At 63.6% G+C, this 15,070-nt stretch carries 14 protein-coding genes; 5 read left to right on the top strand and 9 right to left on the bottom strand.

What is annotated here, in order from left to right:
• Positions 1 to 37: 37 nt before the first annotated feature.
• A complete protein-coding gene (locus CWM54_RS05915; protein ID WP_100696386.1) occupies positions 38 to 787 on the top strand; it encodes a glutamine amidotransferase in 750 nt (249 codons plus the stop codon).
• Here CWM54_RS05915 and pqqF read toward each other — a convergent pair.
• From pqqF to CWM54_RS05880, 7 genes are all read right to left on the bottom strand, one after another.
• On the bottom strand, positions 771 to 3,056 hold the full coding sequence (gene pqqF / locus CWM54_RS29050; RefSeq protein ID WP_100696384.1) for a pyrroloquinoline quinone biosynthesis protein PqqF: 2,286 nt from the start codon (positions 3,054 to 3,056) through the stop codon (positions 771 to 773). The genes CWM54_RS05915 and pqqF overlap by 17 nt on opposite strands.
• The gene (gene pqqE, locus CWM54_RS05905; protein ID WP_100696382.1) at positions 3,056 to 4,198 is read right to left on the bottom strand and encodes a pyrroloquinoline quinone biosynthesis protein PqqE; all 1,143 of its coding nucleotides are present in this window, start codon (positions 4,196 to 4,198) and stop codon (positions 3,056 to 3,058) included. Before pqqE ends, pqqF begins: the two co-directional genes overlap by 1 nt.
• Positions 4,185 to 4,463: a pyrroloquinoline quinone biosynthesis peptide chaperone PqqD gene (pqqD, locus tag CWM54_RS05900; protein ID WP_008804779.1), complete on the bottom strand. Its 279-nt coding sequence runs from the start codon at positions 4,461 to 4,463 to the stop codon at positions 4,185 to 4,187. Before pqqD ends, pqqE begins: the two co-directional genes overlap by 14 nt.
• A gap of 2 nt (positions 4,464 to 4,465) precedes the next feature.
• Positions 4,466 to 5,221: a pyrroloquinoline-quinone synthase PqqC gene (gene pqqC / locus CWM54_RS05895; protein ID WP_019705683.1), complete on the bottom strand. Its 756-nt coding sequence runs from the start codon at positions 5,219 to 5,221 to the stop codon at positions 4,466 to 4,468.
• Positions 5,215 to 6,141 (bottom strand): pyrroloquinoline quinone biosynthesis protein PqqB, encoded by a 927-nt coding sequence (gene pqqB / locus CWM54_RS05890; RefSeq protein WP_100675547.1) that lies wholly within the window; start codon positions 6,139 to 6,141, stop codon positions 5,215 to 5,217. The genes pqqC and pqqB overlap by 7 nt, the downstream gene beginning before the upstream one ends.
• Before the next feature lie 54 nt (positions 6,142 to 6,195).
• Positions 6,196 to 6,267 carry a pyrroloquinoline quinone precursor peptide PqqA gene (pqqA, locus tag CWM54_RS05885; RefSeq protein WP_002905689.1) on the bottom strand — a complete coding sequence of 24 codons (72 nt, stop codon included), beginning with the start codon at positions 6,265 to 6,267 and terminating at the stop codon, positions 6,196 to 6,198.
• 136 nt (positions 6,268 to 6,403) lie between these two features.
• The gene (locus tag CWM54_RS05880) at positions 6,404 to 7,423 is read right to left on the bottom strand and encodes a dipeptidase (RefSeq protein WP_100696380.1); all 1,020 of its coding nucleotides are present in this window, start codon (positions 7,421 to 7,423) and stop codon (positions 6,404 to 6,406) included.
• A 244-nt stretch (positions 7,424 to 7,667) separates the two neighbouring features.
• Between CWM54_RS05880 and CWM54_RS05875 the strand changes: the two genes are divergently transcribed.
• The 4 genes from CWM54_RS05875 (at position 7,668) to CWM54_RS05860 (ending at position 12,120) form a co-directional block, all read left to right on the top strand.
• Positions 7,668 to 8,660: an alpha/beta fold hydrolase gene (locus tag CWM54_RS05875; protein ID WP_100696378.1), complete on the top strand. Its 993-nt coding sequence runs from the start codon at positions 7,668 to 7,670 to the stop codon at positions 8,658 to 8,660.
• 86 nt (positions 8,661 to 8,746) lie between these two features.
• Positions 8,747 to 9,487: a response regulator gene (locus tag CWM54_RS05870; protein ID WP_004180014.1), complete on the top strand. Its 741-nt coding sequence runs from the start codon at positions 8,747 to 8,749 to the stop codon at positions 9,485 to 9,487.
• Entirely contained in the window at positions 9,484 to 10,827 is a 1,344-nt protein-coding gene (locus CWM54_RS05865) for a sensor histidine kinase (RefSeq protein ID WP_100696376.1), read from the top strand. Before CWM54_RS05870 ends, CWM54_RS05865 begins: the two co-directional genes overlap by 4 nt.
• Before the next feature lie 102 nt (positions 10,828 to 10,929).
• Positions 10,930 to 12,120, top strand: a complete 1,191-nt coding sequence (locus CWM54_RS05860; RefSeq protein ID WP_100696374.1) for a cytochrome c biogenesis protein DipZ — start codon at positions 10,930 to 10,932, stop codon at positions 12,118 to 12,120.
• A 369-nt stretch (positions 12,121 to 12,489) separates the two neighbouring features.
• On the opposite strand, the gene CWM54_RS05855 is transcribed toward CWM54_RS05860, so the two are convergent.
• Both CWM54_RS05855 and CWM54_RS05850 read right to left on the bottom strand, forming a co-directional pair.
• Positions 12,490 to 13,383 carry a LysR substrate-binding domain-containing protein gene (locus CWM54_RS05855; protein WP_100680303.1) on the bottom strand — a complete coding sequence of 298 codons (894 nt, stop codon included), beginning with the start codon at positions 13,381 to 13,383 and terminating at the stop codon, positions 12,490 to 12,492.
• Between the two features lie 205 nt (positions 13,384 to 13,588).
• Positions 13,589 to 15,070 (bottom strand): pyridoxal phosphate-dependent decarboxylase family protein, encoded by a 1,482-nt coding sequence (locus CWM54_RS05850; protein WP_162493254.1) that lies wholly within the window; start codon positions 15,068 to 15,070, stop codon positions 13,589 to 13,591.

Genomic DNA, 15,070 nt, shown 5'->3' with positions numbered 1-15,070 from the left:
GTGATGGCAGGAACATGACCCGGAGCGAGGAGGAAGGGTGACACGTAACCGATTATTGCTGGTTCAGACCGGCACGCCGCCGGCAGCCATCCGCGAGGAGCATGGCGATCTGCCGCACTGGTTCCGTACGCTGCTGGCGCCGTGGCAGGCGCAGCTGACCGCGGTGCGGGTGTTTGAAGATGAACCGCTGCCGGCGCCGGATCGCCAGACCGTGGCGGTTCTCACCGGTTCGTGGGCAATGGTGTCCGATCGCCTGGCATGGAGCGAGCGGACCGCCGACTGGATCCGTCAGGCGGCGGCTATCGGCATGCCGCTGTTCGGCGTTTGCTATGGTCATCAACTGATGGCCCATGCGCTGGGCGGTGAGGTGGCTTACCATCCTGCCGGGCGGGAAAGCGGCAGCAAAACGATTGCGCTTTCGCCGTGGGGTGTCGATGACCCGCTGCTGAGCGGCCTGCCAGCGACCTTCCCCGCGCATTTGAGCCATTTGCAAACCGTGACCCGTTTGCCGGAGGGGGCTACCGTGCTGGCCGCATCCTCCCACGATCCCCACCAGATTGTGCGCTACGGGCCGCAGGCGGTCTCCACGCAATTTCACCCGGAATTCACCGCGCCGATTGCCCGCTCGCTGATCCGCTACCGTGAGGCGGTGCTGCAGGCGGAGGGCATCGACCCGCAACTGTTACACGACGAGGTGCAGGAGAGCCCGCAGGCCGCGGCGATCCTCACGCGCTTCGTCAGCGACTTTCTGACCCCGGATGCCCCGGCCATTAACTCCCTGTCGTGAACAGCACTCGCCAGCGGCGACGCCGGCGGGTCATCTCACGCCACAGGGCGACCACCTCTTCAACGCGCAGCGCGTCAGCCGCCTGCGGCGTCACCCCCGGCAAGTTATACTCCTGGCGCAGCGCGTCCAGGGCGCGCACTTTCGGTTGTAACCGGGTGCGGGCCTGAGCGGCCAGCCGCAGCTGTAACAACCTGAAGGTCGCCTCATCCATGGGGGCCAGCTGGCGGAGAAAGGTTTTACAGCAGCGGAGGAGTTCTCCGGGGCGGCGTTCCGGGGACTGGAGCGCCAGCAGCAGCCCATCGCGATCGGCAACCCGTTGATAGCGGCAGCTCACCACATAGCCAATCTGCTGCTCCACCCGCAGGCGCTGGAAAAACTGCGGCTCGCAGAGCTGCGCCAGCACCCGCAGGGCCGCCAGCGAAGCGCCTTCCGGCAACGGAATAAAGACCAGCAGCGCCGTGCCGTCCCCGGGGAAAGCCAGCCGCTCGACACCGTGGCGGCAGGGGGCCGGAGCGGGCATCGGCGGATTAACCGGGACGGTAAGCCGACTCAGCTGACGCGCTACCCACTGCGCATCTTCCGCGCTGCCGCCGGCCAGGGCCGCCAGCCAACCTTCCTGGTGCGCTGACGTGCCCAGCCGTTCGGGGAGCTGGGCCATGAGATGACGGATCGCAATACTCTCCGGCGGTGGGGTCAGCGGGGCGACCGGGAGCGCGAGCTGCCCCACAATGGCCTGCAGAATTGCCTCCGGCCGTTGGCCGGACGTCGGCAACTGCAGGATCAGCTGCCAGCTGCCGTCGAACAGATGCCACTCGCCGTGTCCCCCGGCATGGCGCAGTGCGGCAAGCAGTGGGCGCAGCTGTTCCCCGCGAGCCAGCCCTTCGGCCGGCGTGGGCGAGCAGTAGAAGGGCGGTCGGAGCAGGAGCGTCGGCGGCTCTCCCGGTGACGGGAGGTGACGCAGTGGCGCGGCTTCCGCCGGGCTTTCGGCCTCGAGGTCGCCAGCGGTCTGCGGATAAAAAGCGAACGCCAGCGCCGGGTCAGAGACCGGACGTGGCGACCATCGGCTGAGCGGCAGGCTAAAGCCCTGGGTGGCTACCGTTGCTCCGGGGGGCAGCGTCTGGCAGGCCAGCCTGACCGCGGGGGCGGCCTGCAGGGCGGCGCAAAAATCGGCGAACCCGGTGGGCGGCGCCCCGGGGGCAAAGCCTAATGCCCGCTGGCGCAGCTGATCGAGGGGCGACAGCCCCTGAAAACGGCGCCGGGACAGCTGATAGTAGTGTTGCTGCTGCTCAGGCGTCGTTTGCTGTAGCGCCTGCAACCAGTGGGTTATCTGCCGGTCGACCTGTTCCGGCCGGTCGCTGGCGAAAATCAGCGCCAGCCAGCCGAAGTGCTGATCCTGATACAACCAGTTCAGCGCCACGTCCCCGGCCAGCTCGCGCTGGCGCAGGCCGGCCATCAGGCCACCGGGGGCTTCATCCAGCAAAAACTCGCGCAGTAACGTGACATTGTCACTTAAGGCGATCAGCGGGCAGCGCCACAGCGCGGGCAGGCTGGAGACGGCCAGCTGCAGTTGAGGGGGCTCGCCCAGAGTGAGCGGCGGCGCCGGCGGCGGAGCCTCGCCCGGGGCAAGCCCGGCGGCGAAACGTGCCGCCAGTTCGCCAAGCACCTCCAGCGACTGCGGCCCCTGCAGCCAGAGTTGCATCCGGCGGGCGACGTAGTGGCTGCGGTGAAAGTCACGTAAGGCCGCCTGTAGCGCGAGGAAATCCTCCCCCAGCGACCCGGCGTCGCCGACCTGAAAGCGGCGAAACGCCGCGGGCGCGATGGCGGCGTGACGCACGGCGGCTTCCCGTCGCGGCGGCTCATGCTGCTGGATCAGGCGGTTTTCAGCGTCGATAACCGCGACTTCGCGTTGAATATCGTCCCTGAGCAGCAGCGGCGCCTGCAGCATCTCCTGCAGGCGCGCGACGCCGTCAGCCAGGCCCTCGGCGGCGACCTCGAAAAAGAAAGCGCTGTGGCGGGCCAGGGTGGTGGCATTCACATTCCCTGCCTGGCGCTGCACCCAGCCCATCAGTCGTTCATCATTGCGGTAGCGCTCACCGCCGTAAAACAGCAGGTGTTCCAGCAGGTGCGCCAGACCGGGGAAGCACGACGGTTCGTGGTGACTGCCGGCGGCAACTCGCACCAGGGCTGCCGCGCGATCGGCCTGCGGCTGATGAACCAGGGTGGCCTGCAGGCCGACCGGCAGGGTGACGGTGCGGGTCGCCAGCGTCATTACAGTTCCCGGGTTTTGTAGATCAACTGCGAGCGGGTACGGTTGCGGAACTGCAGCTGGCTGACTTTGATGTCGCTGCAGGCCGCTTCACGCCGGGCCTCAATGATTTTGTGATGATGTGGGGATTTGCTGCACACCGGGTCGGCGTTATCGGCGCTGCCGGTCAGCATAAAGGCCTGACAGCGGCAGCCGCCGAAGTCTTTCTCTTTTTCATCACAGGAGCGGCACGGCTCCGGCATCCAGTCATACCCGCGATAACGGTTGAAGCCGAACGAGTCATACCAGATCGATTCCAGACTCTGCTCCAGCACCGACGGGAACGCCACCGGCAGCTGGCGCGCGCTGTGGCACGGCAACGCAGTGCCTTCCGGGGTGACGCTAAGGAAAATCGATCCCCAGCCGCCCATACAGCCTTTCGGGCGTTCCTCGTAATAGTCCGGGGTGACGAACAGCAGGTTGGTGAGGTTGCCGCTGGCGGCCATTTTCTGCCGGTAATCGGCGACCACCTGCTCGGCGCGGGCAATCTGTTCCCGGGTCGGCAGCAGCCCTTCGCGATTAAGAAACGCCCAGCCGTAAAACTGGCAGGTGGCGAGCTCGACGTCATCAGCTTCCAGCTCAATGCACAGCTCGATAATTTTATCGAGCTGGTCGATGTTATGCCGGTGGAGGACGAAGTTCAGCACCATCGGGTAGTCGCGCGCTTTCACCGCTCTGGCCATAGCCAGCTTCTGCTGGAAGGCTTTTTTATTGCCGGCAAGAGCGGCGTTGAGCACCTCATCGCTGGCCTGGAAGCTAATCTGGATATGGTCCAGTCCGGCCTCGCTGAAGGCGTCGAGTTTGCTCTCGGTTAGCCCAATTCCCGAGGTGATCAGGTTGGTATAGAACCCGAGGTCGCGCGCGGCGCGGATCAGCTCCGGCAGATCTTTACGGGTCAGCGGCTCGCCGCCGGAAAAGCCCAGTTGTACGCTACCCATCGCTCGCGCCTGGCGAAAGACCTCGATCCATTGTTCGGTGGTCAGCTCCTTTTCCTGCCGGGCGAAGTCCAGCGGATTGGAACAGTAGGGACACTGCAGCGGGCAGCGGTAGGTTAGCTCCGCCAGCAGCCACAGCGGCGGATTGACGGCGGGTTTATTCTGGCTCACGGCAGGTGATCCACTTCTGTTGACAGGCGATCTGCAGGAACTCGACGACGTCGTCATCGACGCCGCCGGCTTCCGGGAAACGTTCGTTAAGCATGGCGATAATCGCCGCGACGTCGCGCCGGCCATCGACCAGCTCGAGGATCGCCGCGGCGGTCTCATTGAGTTTCGCCATTCCCTCCGGATAGAGGATCACATGGCTCTCCTGGGCGGCTTCCCACTGCAGTCGGTAGCCGCGACGAAAGGCAACGATGGACGTTTTTTGCATGATTACACCAGTCGGGTCGTGTGCCAGGCCGCCTTGTCGGTGACCGTGTGGTAGGGCGGGCGCTGCAGAGCGTAGGCCATGGTCATGGCATCGAGCATCGACCACAGGATGTCGAGCTTAAACTGCAGGATCTCCAGCATCCGGTTCTGTTTTTCAGCGCTGTCGCAGTAGGCCTTCGCCAGCGCCAGACCATGCTCAACGTCGCGGTTAGCCTGGCTCAGACGACTGCGGAAGTAAAAATAGCCTTCCTCTTTGATCCACGGATAGTGCTGCGGCCAGCTGTCGAGGCGCGACTGATGGATCTGCGGGGCGAACAGCTCGGTCAGGGAGCTGCAGGCCGCCTCCTGCCAGCAGGCGCGACGGGCGAAGTTGAGATAGGCATCCACCGCGAAGCGCACGCCGGGCAGCACGTGACGCTCGCTGAGCAGGTCGTCGCGGCTCAGACCGACCGCTTCCCCCAGCCGCAGCCAGGCTTCGATCCCGCCATCTTCGCCGTGGCTACCGTCGTGGTCGAGGATCCGCTGCACCCATTTGCGCCGGGTCTGCGCATCCGGGCAGTTGGCCATAATCGCCGCGTCTTTCAGCGGAATGGTGGTCTGGTAATAAAACCGGTTCGCCACCCAGCCCTGAATTTGTTCGCGGGTCGCTTCGCCGTTATGCATGGCGATATGGTAAGGGTGGTGAATATGGTAGAAGGCGCCTTTGGCCCGCAGAGCCTCTTCAAAGGCCTGCGGCGACAGCGTGTCGGTGATCAGCATGCGGTATCCTGAAGGGTGATAGCCATCCCGTCCCAGCTCACTTCAATCCCCTGTTGCGTTAGCGCCTGGCGCTGGGGAGACTGCTCGTTAAGGATCGGGTTGGTGTTATTAATATGAATGAGAATTTTGCGCTTTGCCGGCAGGGAGGCCAGCAGGGCCATCATCCCGTGCTCATCGCCGAGCGCCAGGTGGCCCATATCGCGACCGGTATTGCGCCCGACGCCGGCGGCCTGCAGCTCGTCATCCTGCCAGACGGTGCCATCGATCAGCAGACAGTCCGCTTTTTGCAGCCACGGCAGAAGGGCTTCATCCGGTTCACCCAGCCCCGGGGCATAGAACAGCGTCTGCCCGTTGCGGCGGTTTTCGATAAACAGCGCCACGTTATGGCCCGGCAGCGGCCGGTCGCGATACGGCGAATAGGGCGGCGCGTTGCTGGCGATCGGCACCGCGGTAAACTGCAAATCAGGGCAGGCGTCAACGGTAAAAGGCTGCTGCGGGGCGATGGGATGATGCACCAGGCCGCCGTTCCAGTGTCGCAGCATGGTAAACACCGGGAAGCCGGTGGAGAGATCCTCATGAACCTCCGGCGTGCACCACACCTGGTGCGGGCAGCCTTCGCGCAGGCTCAGCAACCCGGTGGTGTGGTCGATCTGGCTGTCGGTGAGAATAATGCCGCCGATAGACGTCCCGCGCAGTACGCCGGGTTTATTTAACTCGGGGGTATGGGCAATCTGCTGGCTGATATCCGGCGAGGCATTGCACAGCACCCACTCTTTGCCGTTATCGCTGACGATGATCGACGACTGGGTGCGTGCGCTGGCCTGAATGGTGCCGTTGCGCAGACCCTGACAGTTGGCGCAGTTGCAGTTCCATTGCGGGAAACCGCCGCCGGCGGCGGAGCCGAGGACTTTAATTAACATGAAGACGGACCGGGTAATGAATGAAGATGCCCGCGCGAACGGCGGGCGGGGCGACTAGCGGTTAGAAATGTACAGCGTCACTTCCAGACCAAGACGTAAATCGATAAAAGCAGGTTTCTTCCACATGTTTTGTTCCTCTTAAAAATGACGACAGGCCTCACGGATAACGCTGGATCTGTGACGGCCGCCGCATATTGCGCTTCACCGGGAGAGAGATCAACCCGGAATCTGTAAGGAATTAACTTTATGTTTACAATATAACCTATTGTTGCCAAACCTTTTTTAATACCCGCAGCCAGTTGTTCCACAACAGCTTATCCAGCACCAATTGATCATAGCCATTGTCCCGCAAGGCATTGATAAGCCGCGGTAAGCCGGCCACATCGCCCAGCTCGTCGGGCAGGGTGATGCCGTCAAAATCCGAGCCGAGAGCCACATGATCCTCACCCATTATGTTAATAAGATAGTCGATATGCCGGACAATGGTGGTTAAGGGCGTGTCGCTGTCGCGCCGTCCGTCGGCGCGCAGGAAAGCATTGCCGAAATTGACGCCCACTACGCCGCCGCTGTCGCGGATCGCCCGCAGTTGCCGGTCGGTCAGATTGCGCGGCTGCGGGCACAGGGCGTGGGCATTAGAGTGGGTGGCCACCAGTGGGGCGGTGGAATGGCGGGCGGTATCCCAAAAGGCCTGTTCATTCATGTGCGAAACATCGATCTGCATCTTCAGGGCGTTGGCCTGAGCGATGAGCGCAATGCCCTCGCGAGTGAGACCCGGCCCGCTGTCCGGGCTGCCGGGAAAGGCGCCGGTGACCCCGCAGCCGAAGCGATTGGCGATGTTCCAGAACGGACCGATGCTGCGCACCCCGGCGCGATAAAAGGCCTGCAGATCTTCGCCTTGCGCGTCGAACCCGCCAGCACCTTCGATGTGCGCCACCATCGCCAGCGCGTTATCCTGGCGACAGCGTTCGATATCCGCCGCGCTCAGGCACAGCCGCGCGCGGCTGGCGTCATGGGCGCAAATCGCCTTGAGGATAGCCAACTGCTGCCAGAGGATCGCCAGCGGATCCCACGCCTGGCTGGCGTACTGCGGCGCCACGCGGGCGATATACTCCTGCGGCGGCACAAAGAGGGCGAACAAGCCGCCGGCCAGCCCGCCCTGGCGGATACGCGGATAGTCGAGATGGCCGTTTTCTATCCCGGCAAAGAAGGCGCTCACCGGATCCTCGCGATGGTGAAGCCAGAGATTCAGCAGCAGGTCATTGTGACCATCAAAAATCGCCATAGCGGGTTCCTGCGTTCTTAAGTGGTGAAAAATGCCTGCCACGGTAACGGATTTATGCCCTGGGGCAAGCAGAAATTCACATGCCCGCAACAATTGCCAACCTCGACTCTGTATCACACTGTATCCCGCGGCGCAGCGCTGACATTAAGAGATAAAAACGGCCCCGGTCGGGCACATGGCGGATACAAATTTCCGCTTAACTGGTCACGTACTCTCTTGATGACGATAAAAAGGTGAGAAAGTGATGAACAGATTATCCCTGATCCGCTATACCAGCGCCGCGGCGCTGGGGTTATCCACCCTGTGGTCCGCCGCCGTTTGCGCCGCTGAAGACGCGGGGGCGTTCGACAAAATCCACCAGATCCGCGCCGGCGATCTGAATATGGGCTACGTGGATATCGGCCCGCGCGACGGCCAGCCGGTGATCCTGCTGCACGGCTGGCCCTACGATATTCAGAGCTATGCCCAGGTGGCGCCGGCTTTAGCGCAGAAGGGTTACCGGGTCATTGTGCCGTATCTGCGCGGATACGGTACGACCCGTTTCCTCTCCGCCAGCACGCCGCGTAACGGTCAGCCGTCGGCGATGGCGGCCGATATTGTCCATCTGATGGACGCCCTGAACATCAGGCAGGCGGATCTGGCCGGCTTTGACTGGGGGGCGCGCACGGCGGATATCGTCGCCGCGCTGTGGCCGCAGCGGGTGAAATCCCTGGTCTCGGTCAGCGGGTATCTGATCAGCAGTCAGCAGATTGGCGAAAAACCGCTGCCGCCGCAGGCTGAGCTGTCGTGGTGGTATCAGTTCTATTTTGCCACCCCGCGCGGCGAAGCCGGCTACCGGCAGAACACCCACGACTTTGCGAAATTTATCTGGCATCAGGCGTCGCCGCAGTGGCAATTCAGCGACGCGACCTTTGCCAGAACCGCCCGGGCGCTGGATAACCCGGACCACGTGGCGATCACCATCAGCAACTACCGCTGGCGCCTGGGGCTGGAGAAGGGGGAAGCGAAGTATGCCGGCTATGAACAACGGCTGGCGGCGCTACCGCCGATAACCGTGCCCACCATCACCCTTGAAGGGGCGAATAACGGCGCGCCGCATCCGGCTCCCGCCAGCTACCGGGCTAAATTTACCGGAAAATATGAACACCGGGATCTGCAGGGGGCGGTGGGCCATAATCCGCCGCAGGAGGACCCGGCAGACTTTGTCCAGGCGGTGGTGGACGCCGACCGTTTGTAATCCGCGCCTTGCCGGCGGCGCGACGTTGCGCTTCCGGCAACACGGCTTATGCTTGTGAAGAGTTTATTTTGCCGCAGGAGCACCCTTTGGAGCGTATTGACCACATCCTGGTCGTCGATGACGACCGCGATATTCGGGAACTGATTGTCGACTATCTGGAAAAATCGGGATATCGCGCCAGCGGCGCGGCGAACGGCAAAGCCATGTGGTCGGTGCTCAAAAATCATCAAATTGACCTGATTGTGCTGGATATCATGATGCCGGGCGAGGATGGCTTAACGCTCTGTCGCCAGCTGCGCGCCAACCCGCAGCAGGATATTCCGGTGCTGATGCTCACCGCCCGCACCGATGACAGCGACCGGATCCTCGGCCTGGAAATGGGGGCTGACGATTATCTGATTAAACCCTTTGTGGCCCGCGAACTGCTGGCGCGCATCAAAGCCATTTTACGCCGCACCCGGGCGCTGCCGCCCAATCTGCAGATCACCGAGGCGGGCAGGCTGATCGCCTTTGGCGACTGGCTGCTCGACACTGCCGCCCGCCACCTGCTGGACGACAGCGGCGCCATCGTCGCCCTCAGCGGGGCGGAGTATCGGCTGCTGCGGGTGTTTCTCGATCACCCCCAGCGGGTATTGAACCGCGACCAGCTGCTGAATCTGACCCAGGGACGCGACGCGGAACTGTTTGAGCGGTCAATTGACCTGCTGGTGAGCCGACTGCGCCAGCGGCTACGGGAGGATGCCCGCGAGCCGGCCTACATTAAAACGGTGCGCAGCGAAGGCTATGTGCTGTCGGTGCCGGTCTCCATCCGCGAGAGGCATGAATGAGGTTTTGGCCCGCCTCGCTGCAGTCGAGGCTGATGGCGCTGCTGTTTCTGGCGCTGCTGCTGGCGAATACTTTAACCCTGTCGCTGCTGTTTTATGAGCGCATGAGCAGCGCCCGCAGCGTGATGCTGGGCAACCTGGCTTCCGATGTTGCGACCAGCGTGGCGATCCTCGACCGTCTGCCGGCCGCTGAGCGCCCGCAATGGCTGCCGAAGCTGGCGCGCGGCAACTATCGCTATCTGCTGGGCGCCGGAGAGCGCGGCGACTACCCGGACAGCTGGCGCGCCCGGGACGCGGCCCGCTCCCTGCAGGAGGCGCTGAGCGCGCAGTACCCGGTCAGTATTGTGACGATCCCCGGCCCCCGGCAGCATATTCAGGCCCATATTACCCTCCACGACGGCGCCCCGTTGACTCTCGATCTGTGGCCGAAGCTACCGGCCATCGCCCGCTGGCTGCCGGTGGTGCTGATTGCTCAGTTTGTTCTCCTGCTGGCCTGCGCCTGGTATGCCGTTCGCCAGGTGTTGCTGCCCATCACCCGCTTTACCCGCGCGGTGGATGCCCTTGAACCGGCCAGCGATACGGCGGGAACCATGGCCGAGCAGGGGCCGGAAGAGGTCCGCCGTGCCGCTCGCACGTTTAACGCGATGCAGGCGCGCATCCACGACCATCTGCAGGAGCGGGCGCGGATCCTCGCCGCCATCTCCCACGATCTGCAAACCCCGATCACCCGAATGAAGCTGCGGGTGGAGATGGCCGACCAGCCGGAACTGCGCGATAAGCTGCTGCAGGATCTCGACAATATGACCCGTCTGGTGCGGGAGGGCATCGCCTTCGCCCGCACCTCGCAACCGCTGGCGGAGGCGCGCCAGCGGCTGAACCTTGACGCCTTTCTCGACACCATCGTCTGCGATTATGCCGATGTCGGCCGGCCGGTGCGCTTTTGCCCCGAGGAGACCGCCGGGGTGGTGTGGATCCCACCGCAGGCCCTGCGCCGGGTGATGACTAACCTTATCGATAACGGGCTGAAATTCGGTACGACGGTCACGGTAACCCTGACACGTGACGCCGCCGGGGATGTCACCCTCCATGTGCTGGATGAGGGGCCGGGGATCCCGGATGCCTCGCTACAGGCGGTGTTGCAGCCATTTTATCGCCTGGAGGACTCGCGCAATCGCGATACCGGCGGCACCGGTCTGGGGCTGGCGATTGCTGCGCAGCTGGTCAGCCAGATGAACGGCACGCTGCGCCTGACCAACCGCCCGCAGGGCGGCCTGGACGCCAGCGTTCGCCTTGCCGCGGCGGGATTGTATCCTGCTGTATCTCCGGCGCAGACGGATAACTAAGCCGACAATTCTCCCGCTTTCCCGACACATCCGCCTTACATGCTCTTGCTGTAATGTCGTGGCTGCCACTCTCGGCAGCGACGGCATAATGAGGAGAAGGCGATGTCGATATTCATTGCATTTTTGGGCGGAATGTTAACCCTGCTGAGCCCCTGTACGCTGCCGGTGATCCCGCTGCTGTTCGCCAGCGTCCGGGGCCGCCCGGGGCAGCTGGCGATTATGCTGGCTGGAATGGCGCTGATGTTCGGCGCGGTTTCGTGGCTGGTGACGGTCGCCAGCGGCTGGGTGGTGAATTTGACTCTGGCTGGCCGCGGCCTGGCGCTGGCGTTCTTCGCCCTTGTCGGGCTGAGCCTGCTTTCGCAGCGCGTCGCGCAGCGGCTGACCTCACCCCTGGTGGCGCTGGGAAATCAGCTTAACAACGCCAGCTCACGCCAGCGCGGCTGGATCGGATCGCTGCTGGCCGGGCTGGCGGTGGGCCTGCTGTGGGCCCCGTGCGCCGGGCCGGTATTGGGGGCGATACTCAGCCTGGGCTTTGTGCATCCGGGCCAGGCGACCACCGGCGGGGTGCTGCTGGCCTACGGCAGCGGCGGGGCGCTGATGTTATTCCTGCTGGGGTGGTGTGGTGCAGCATTGATCGCCCGACTGCGTCGCGGGCTGGCGTTCGGCGAACGGCTGCGCCGGCTGGCGGGGGTGGCGATGCTGGCCTCGGTGGCGCTGATCGCCAGCGGCGGCGATCGCTATCTGCAAAGCGCGGAAGGATGGAGTCAGGCGCTGGAGCAGCGGCTGGCCGCCCGTCTGCCGCAGCCGGAGCAAAAGACCATCCTCCAGCCCATCGCCGCGCCGCAGCCCAGCAGCGCGATGCCCTCCCTGGCGGGAGGCAGCGCGTGGCTCAACAGCCCGGCGTTAACCCCGGAGCGTCTAAAGGGCAAAGTGGTGCTGGTGGATTTCTGGACCCGGGAGTGCATCAACTGTCAGCATACCCTGCCTTACGTACGCGACTGGGCGAACAAATACCGCGCGGCCGGGCTGGTGGTGATTGGCGTCCATACCCCGGAATATCCCTGGGAGCGTTCGCTGCCTCTGCTGCGCCAGGCGGTGAAGGACTGGCGGATAACCTACCCGGTGGTGGTGGATAATGAGTACGCCATCTGGAATGCCTTCGGCAATCAGTACTGGCCGGCGCATTACATTTTCGACGCTCGCGGACAGCTGCGTTATACCGCCTTCGGCGAAGGGGATTATGCCCGCCAGGAGCAGGCGATCCAGCAGCTACTGCAGGAGAGCAAAGCCTGACCCGCGGCGCGGGTGACTGGCGGACGGATCCCTCCAGCCCTTATACTGATGCCGGGCGGCGCTGCGCTTGCCCGGCCTACCTGGTTACGGAGCCGCGTGTAGGCCCGGTAAGGCGCAGCCGCCACCGGGCATTGAAGCGGGAACGGCGCTGGATGCCCATTGCCGGTGACTGCCCCCTTGTGCCTGTTGCCGGGCGGCGCGGCGCTTGCCCGGCCTACAGGAGCGCGCAGGGAGAATGTAGGCCCGGTCCGCCACCGGGCATCGAAGCGGGAGAGGCGCTGGATGCCCATTGCCGGTGACTGCCGAACGGTTCCCTCTCCCTTCAGGGAGAGGGTTAGGGTGAGGGTGAATGGAAGTAGCGTGACACCGTCACATCTCGACCCACCCCTGCAGGGCCTCGGCCATCAGTTCGCCGAGCAGCGCCACGGCGGCGGAATGCTGTCCCTCTCGCGGGGTTTGTTGCAGGTTAACGGCCAGGCTCCCTGGCGATGGCAGCAGCCCGGCGACGGTGCGCAGGTTGCCGGGCATGCCGATGCGGGTGCGTATCGTCAGCCCCAGGCCAGCCTGTACCGCCGCCCAGATGCCGTTCAGGCTGTGGCTGACGAACACCACCTGCCAGGGGATCCCCGCGGCATCGAGACAGGCAATAGCGCGAGAGCGCATCAGGCACGGGCTATCGAACATCACCAGCGGCAGCGGCTCGCCGGACGCCAGCAGAGCACGAATATCCAGGTCAGGATGCGCAATCCACGCCAGCGGGCAGCGACCCAGCCCGGGGCCCTGATCTTCGGTTTGCCACAGCAGCGCCAGATCCAGCGTATCCTCCGCCAGCGCCTGGCGCAGCGGACCATTGCGATCCACCCTGGCGACTATCCGCACCTGCGGATGGTGCCGTTTAAACTGCCCAAGGATCCCCGGCATCAGCGATTCGCCAAAATCTTCCTGCATACCAAGGTGGATCTCGCCAGTGAGCCGCTCGCCCTGCAGCGCGCGCAGGGTTTCATCATTGAGCGCCAGCAGTCGTCTGGCGTAGCTCATCAGCTTTTCGCCTTCCGCGGTGAGCACCAGATGCCGCCCCTGTTTGGCCACCAGCGCCGCACCGCACTGGCTCTCCAGCTTTTTAAGCTGGGCGCTGACGGCGGAAGTGGAACGCGACAGGCGCTGCGCTGCCTGGGCGAAGCTGCCGCACTCCATGCCGGTCACAAAGCTGCGCAGGGCGTCGAGATCCAGCCCCGGTAAGCGTTTCTCCATCATCATCCTCATTTTCAGGATGTTTATCCTGAACGTTGTTATTCTCGGGATAGTACTGTGGCATCGCGAAAGGCAGGCGTCAACGGGCCCTGCGACCAGCCAGGGAGCAGAGAACGTCAGTGGCGCGGAAAAAAATAAAAAAGCCGATAAGGACATTATCGGCTTATTGCAGGCAAGGCTGACAGCGGGACGGCAGGCGCCGCCTCGCTAAGGCAGGTTATTGCGCCAGCAGCTCCTGAGCGGTGCGTTCCACCAGGTTCAGCAGCACCTTCACGTCATCCAGCGTCACCACCGGGTTCAGCAGGGTCAGCTTCAGGCAGGTGACACCGTTGTGCTCGGTCACGCCAACGTTAGCGCGGCCGGAAGCCAGCAGAGCATCGCCGACACGCTGGTTGAGCAGGGCGATAGCCGCCGCGTCGCTCTGCGCCATCTGCGCCGGACGGGAACGGAACAGCACGCTCGCCAGCTGCGGCTGCATCACCAGCTCCAGCGTCGGCTGAGACTTCACGTACTCCGCCACGTTTTTCGCCATCGTGACGCCGTGATCGATGATCGCCGCATACTGTTTCTGGCCGAGCGCTTCGAGACCCATCCACAGCTTCAGCGCATCGAAGCGACGGGTGGTCTGCAGCGACTTAGACACCAGGTTCGGTACGCCGTGTTCTTCATCGAACTCGGAGTTCAGATAGGCCGCCTGATAACGCATCAGCTCGTAATGGCGCGCGTCCTTCAGCAGGAAGGCGCCGCAGCTGATGGTCTGGAAGAACTGCTTGTGGAAGTCCAGGGTAACGGAATCCACCAGCTCCAGACCGTCAAGGTAGTCGCGATACTGCTCAGACAGCAGCAGCGCGCCGCCCCAGGCTGCGTCAACGTGCAGCCAGATCTGATGTTCCGCGGCGATACCGGCGATGTCGCGCAGCGGGTCGATAGCCCCCGCGTCGGTGGTGCCGGCGGTGGCGACGATCGCCATGATCTGCTCGCCGTTAGCCTGCGCTTGCGCAATCTTCGCCTTCAGATCGGACACGTCCATCCGCGCGAATTCGTCGGTTTTCACCAGCGTGACCGAGCGGTAGCCGAGGCCCATCAGCGCCATGTTCTTCTGCACCGAGAAGTGGGCGTTTTCCGAGCACAATACTTTGTACTTGCGGATATCCCCCGGCAGCCCATCCTGCTGGATGGAGTGCCCCTGACGGGCGAAGAAGGCGTCGCGCGCCAGCATCAGGCCCATCAGGTTGCTCTGGGTGCCGCCGCTGGTGAAGACGCCAGCGTCGCCAGCCGGATAACCGACCCGGGCGCGCAGCCATTCAATCAGCTTCATCTCAATGATGGTTGCCGACGGGCTCTGGTCCCAGGAGTCCATGCTCTGGTTGGTGGCGTTGATCAACACTTCCGCCGCCTGGCTAATCACCAGGCTCGGGCAGTGCAGGTGCGCCACGCACTGCGGGTGATGCACCGACAGGCTGTCTTTCAGGAAGTACTCGATTGCACGATCAATCGCTGCCTGGTTACCCAAACCCTGTTCGTTAAATTCAAGGGAGATACGCTCACGCAGCTCGTCAACGCTTTTCCCCTGATACATCTCAGGTTGCTTCAGCCACTGCACAACGGCCTGGCTGGTCTGCTCGATAACCTGCTGATAGGCCTCAACGCTCTGCGCTGAACCAGCAAGAATCGGATTCAATGTGGACATGGTGGTCAC

The sequence above is a fragment of the Klebsiella sp. D-Nf1 genome, assembly GCF_002810515.1.
Lineage (GTDB): Bacteria > Pseudomonadota > Gammaproteobacteria > Enterobacterales > Enterobacteriaceae > Klebsiella > Klebsiella variicola.
Note: the sequence above shows the minus strand (reverse complement) of the source record. Positions and strands in the feature narration are given on the sequence as shown.

What these genes read in the sequence shown, in the direction of transcription:
- pqqF (WP_100696384.1), bottom strand. Translation starts at nt 3,056, where the DNA reads ATGACGCTGGCGACCCGCACCGTCACCCTGCCGGTCGGCCTGCAGGCC.
- pqqD (WP_008804779.1), bottom strand. Translation starts at nt 4,463, where the DNA reads ATGCAAAAAACGTCCATCGTTGCCTTTCGTCGCGGCTACCGACTGCAG.
- pqqC (WP_019705683.1), bottom strand. Translation starts at nt 5,221, where the DNA reads ATGCTGATCACCGACACGCTGTCGCCGCAGGCCTTTGAAGAGGCTCTG.
- pqqB (WP_100675547.1), bottom strand. Translation starts at nt 6,141, where the DNA reads ATGTTAATTAAAGTCCTCGGCTCCGCCGCCGGCGGCGGTTTCCCGCAA.
- CWM54_RS05880 (WP_100696380.1), bottom strand. Translation starts at nt 7,423, where the DNA reads ATGGCGATTTTTGATGGTCACAATGACCTGCTGCTGAATCTCTGGCTT.
- CWM54_RS05875 (WP_100696378.1), top strand. Translation starts at nt 7,668, where the DNA reads ATGAACAGATTATCCCTGATCCGCTATACCAGCGCCGCGGCGCTGGGG.
- CWM54_RS05865 (WP_100696376.1), top strand. Translation starts at nt 9,484, where the DNA reads ATGAGGTTTTGGCCCGCCTCGCTGCAGTCGAGGCTGATGGCGCTGCTG.
- CWM54_RS05860 (WP_100696374.1), top strand. Translation starts at nt 10,930, where the DNA reads ATGTCGATATTCATTGCATTTTTGGGCGGAATGTTAACCCTGCTGAGC.
- CWM54_RS05855 (WP_100680303.1), bottom strand. Translation starts at nt 13,383, where the DNA reads ATGAGGATGATGATGGAGAAACGCTTACCGGGGCTGGATCTCGACGCC.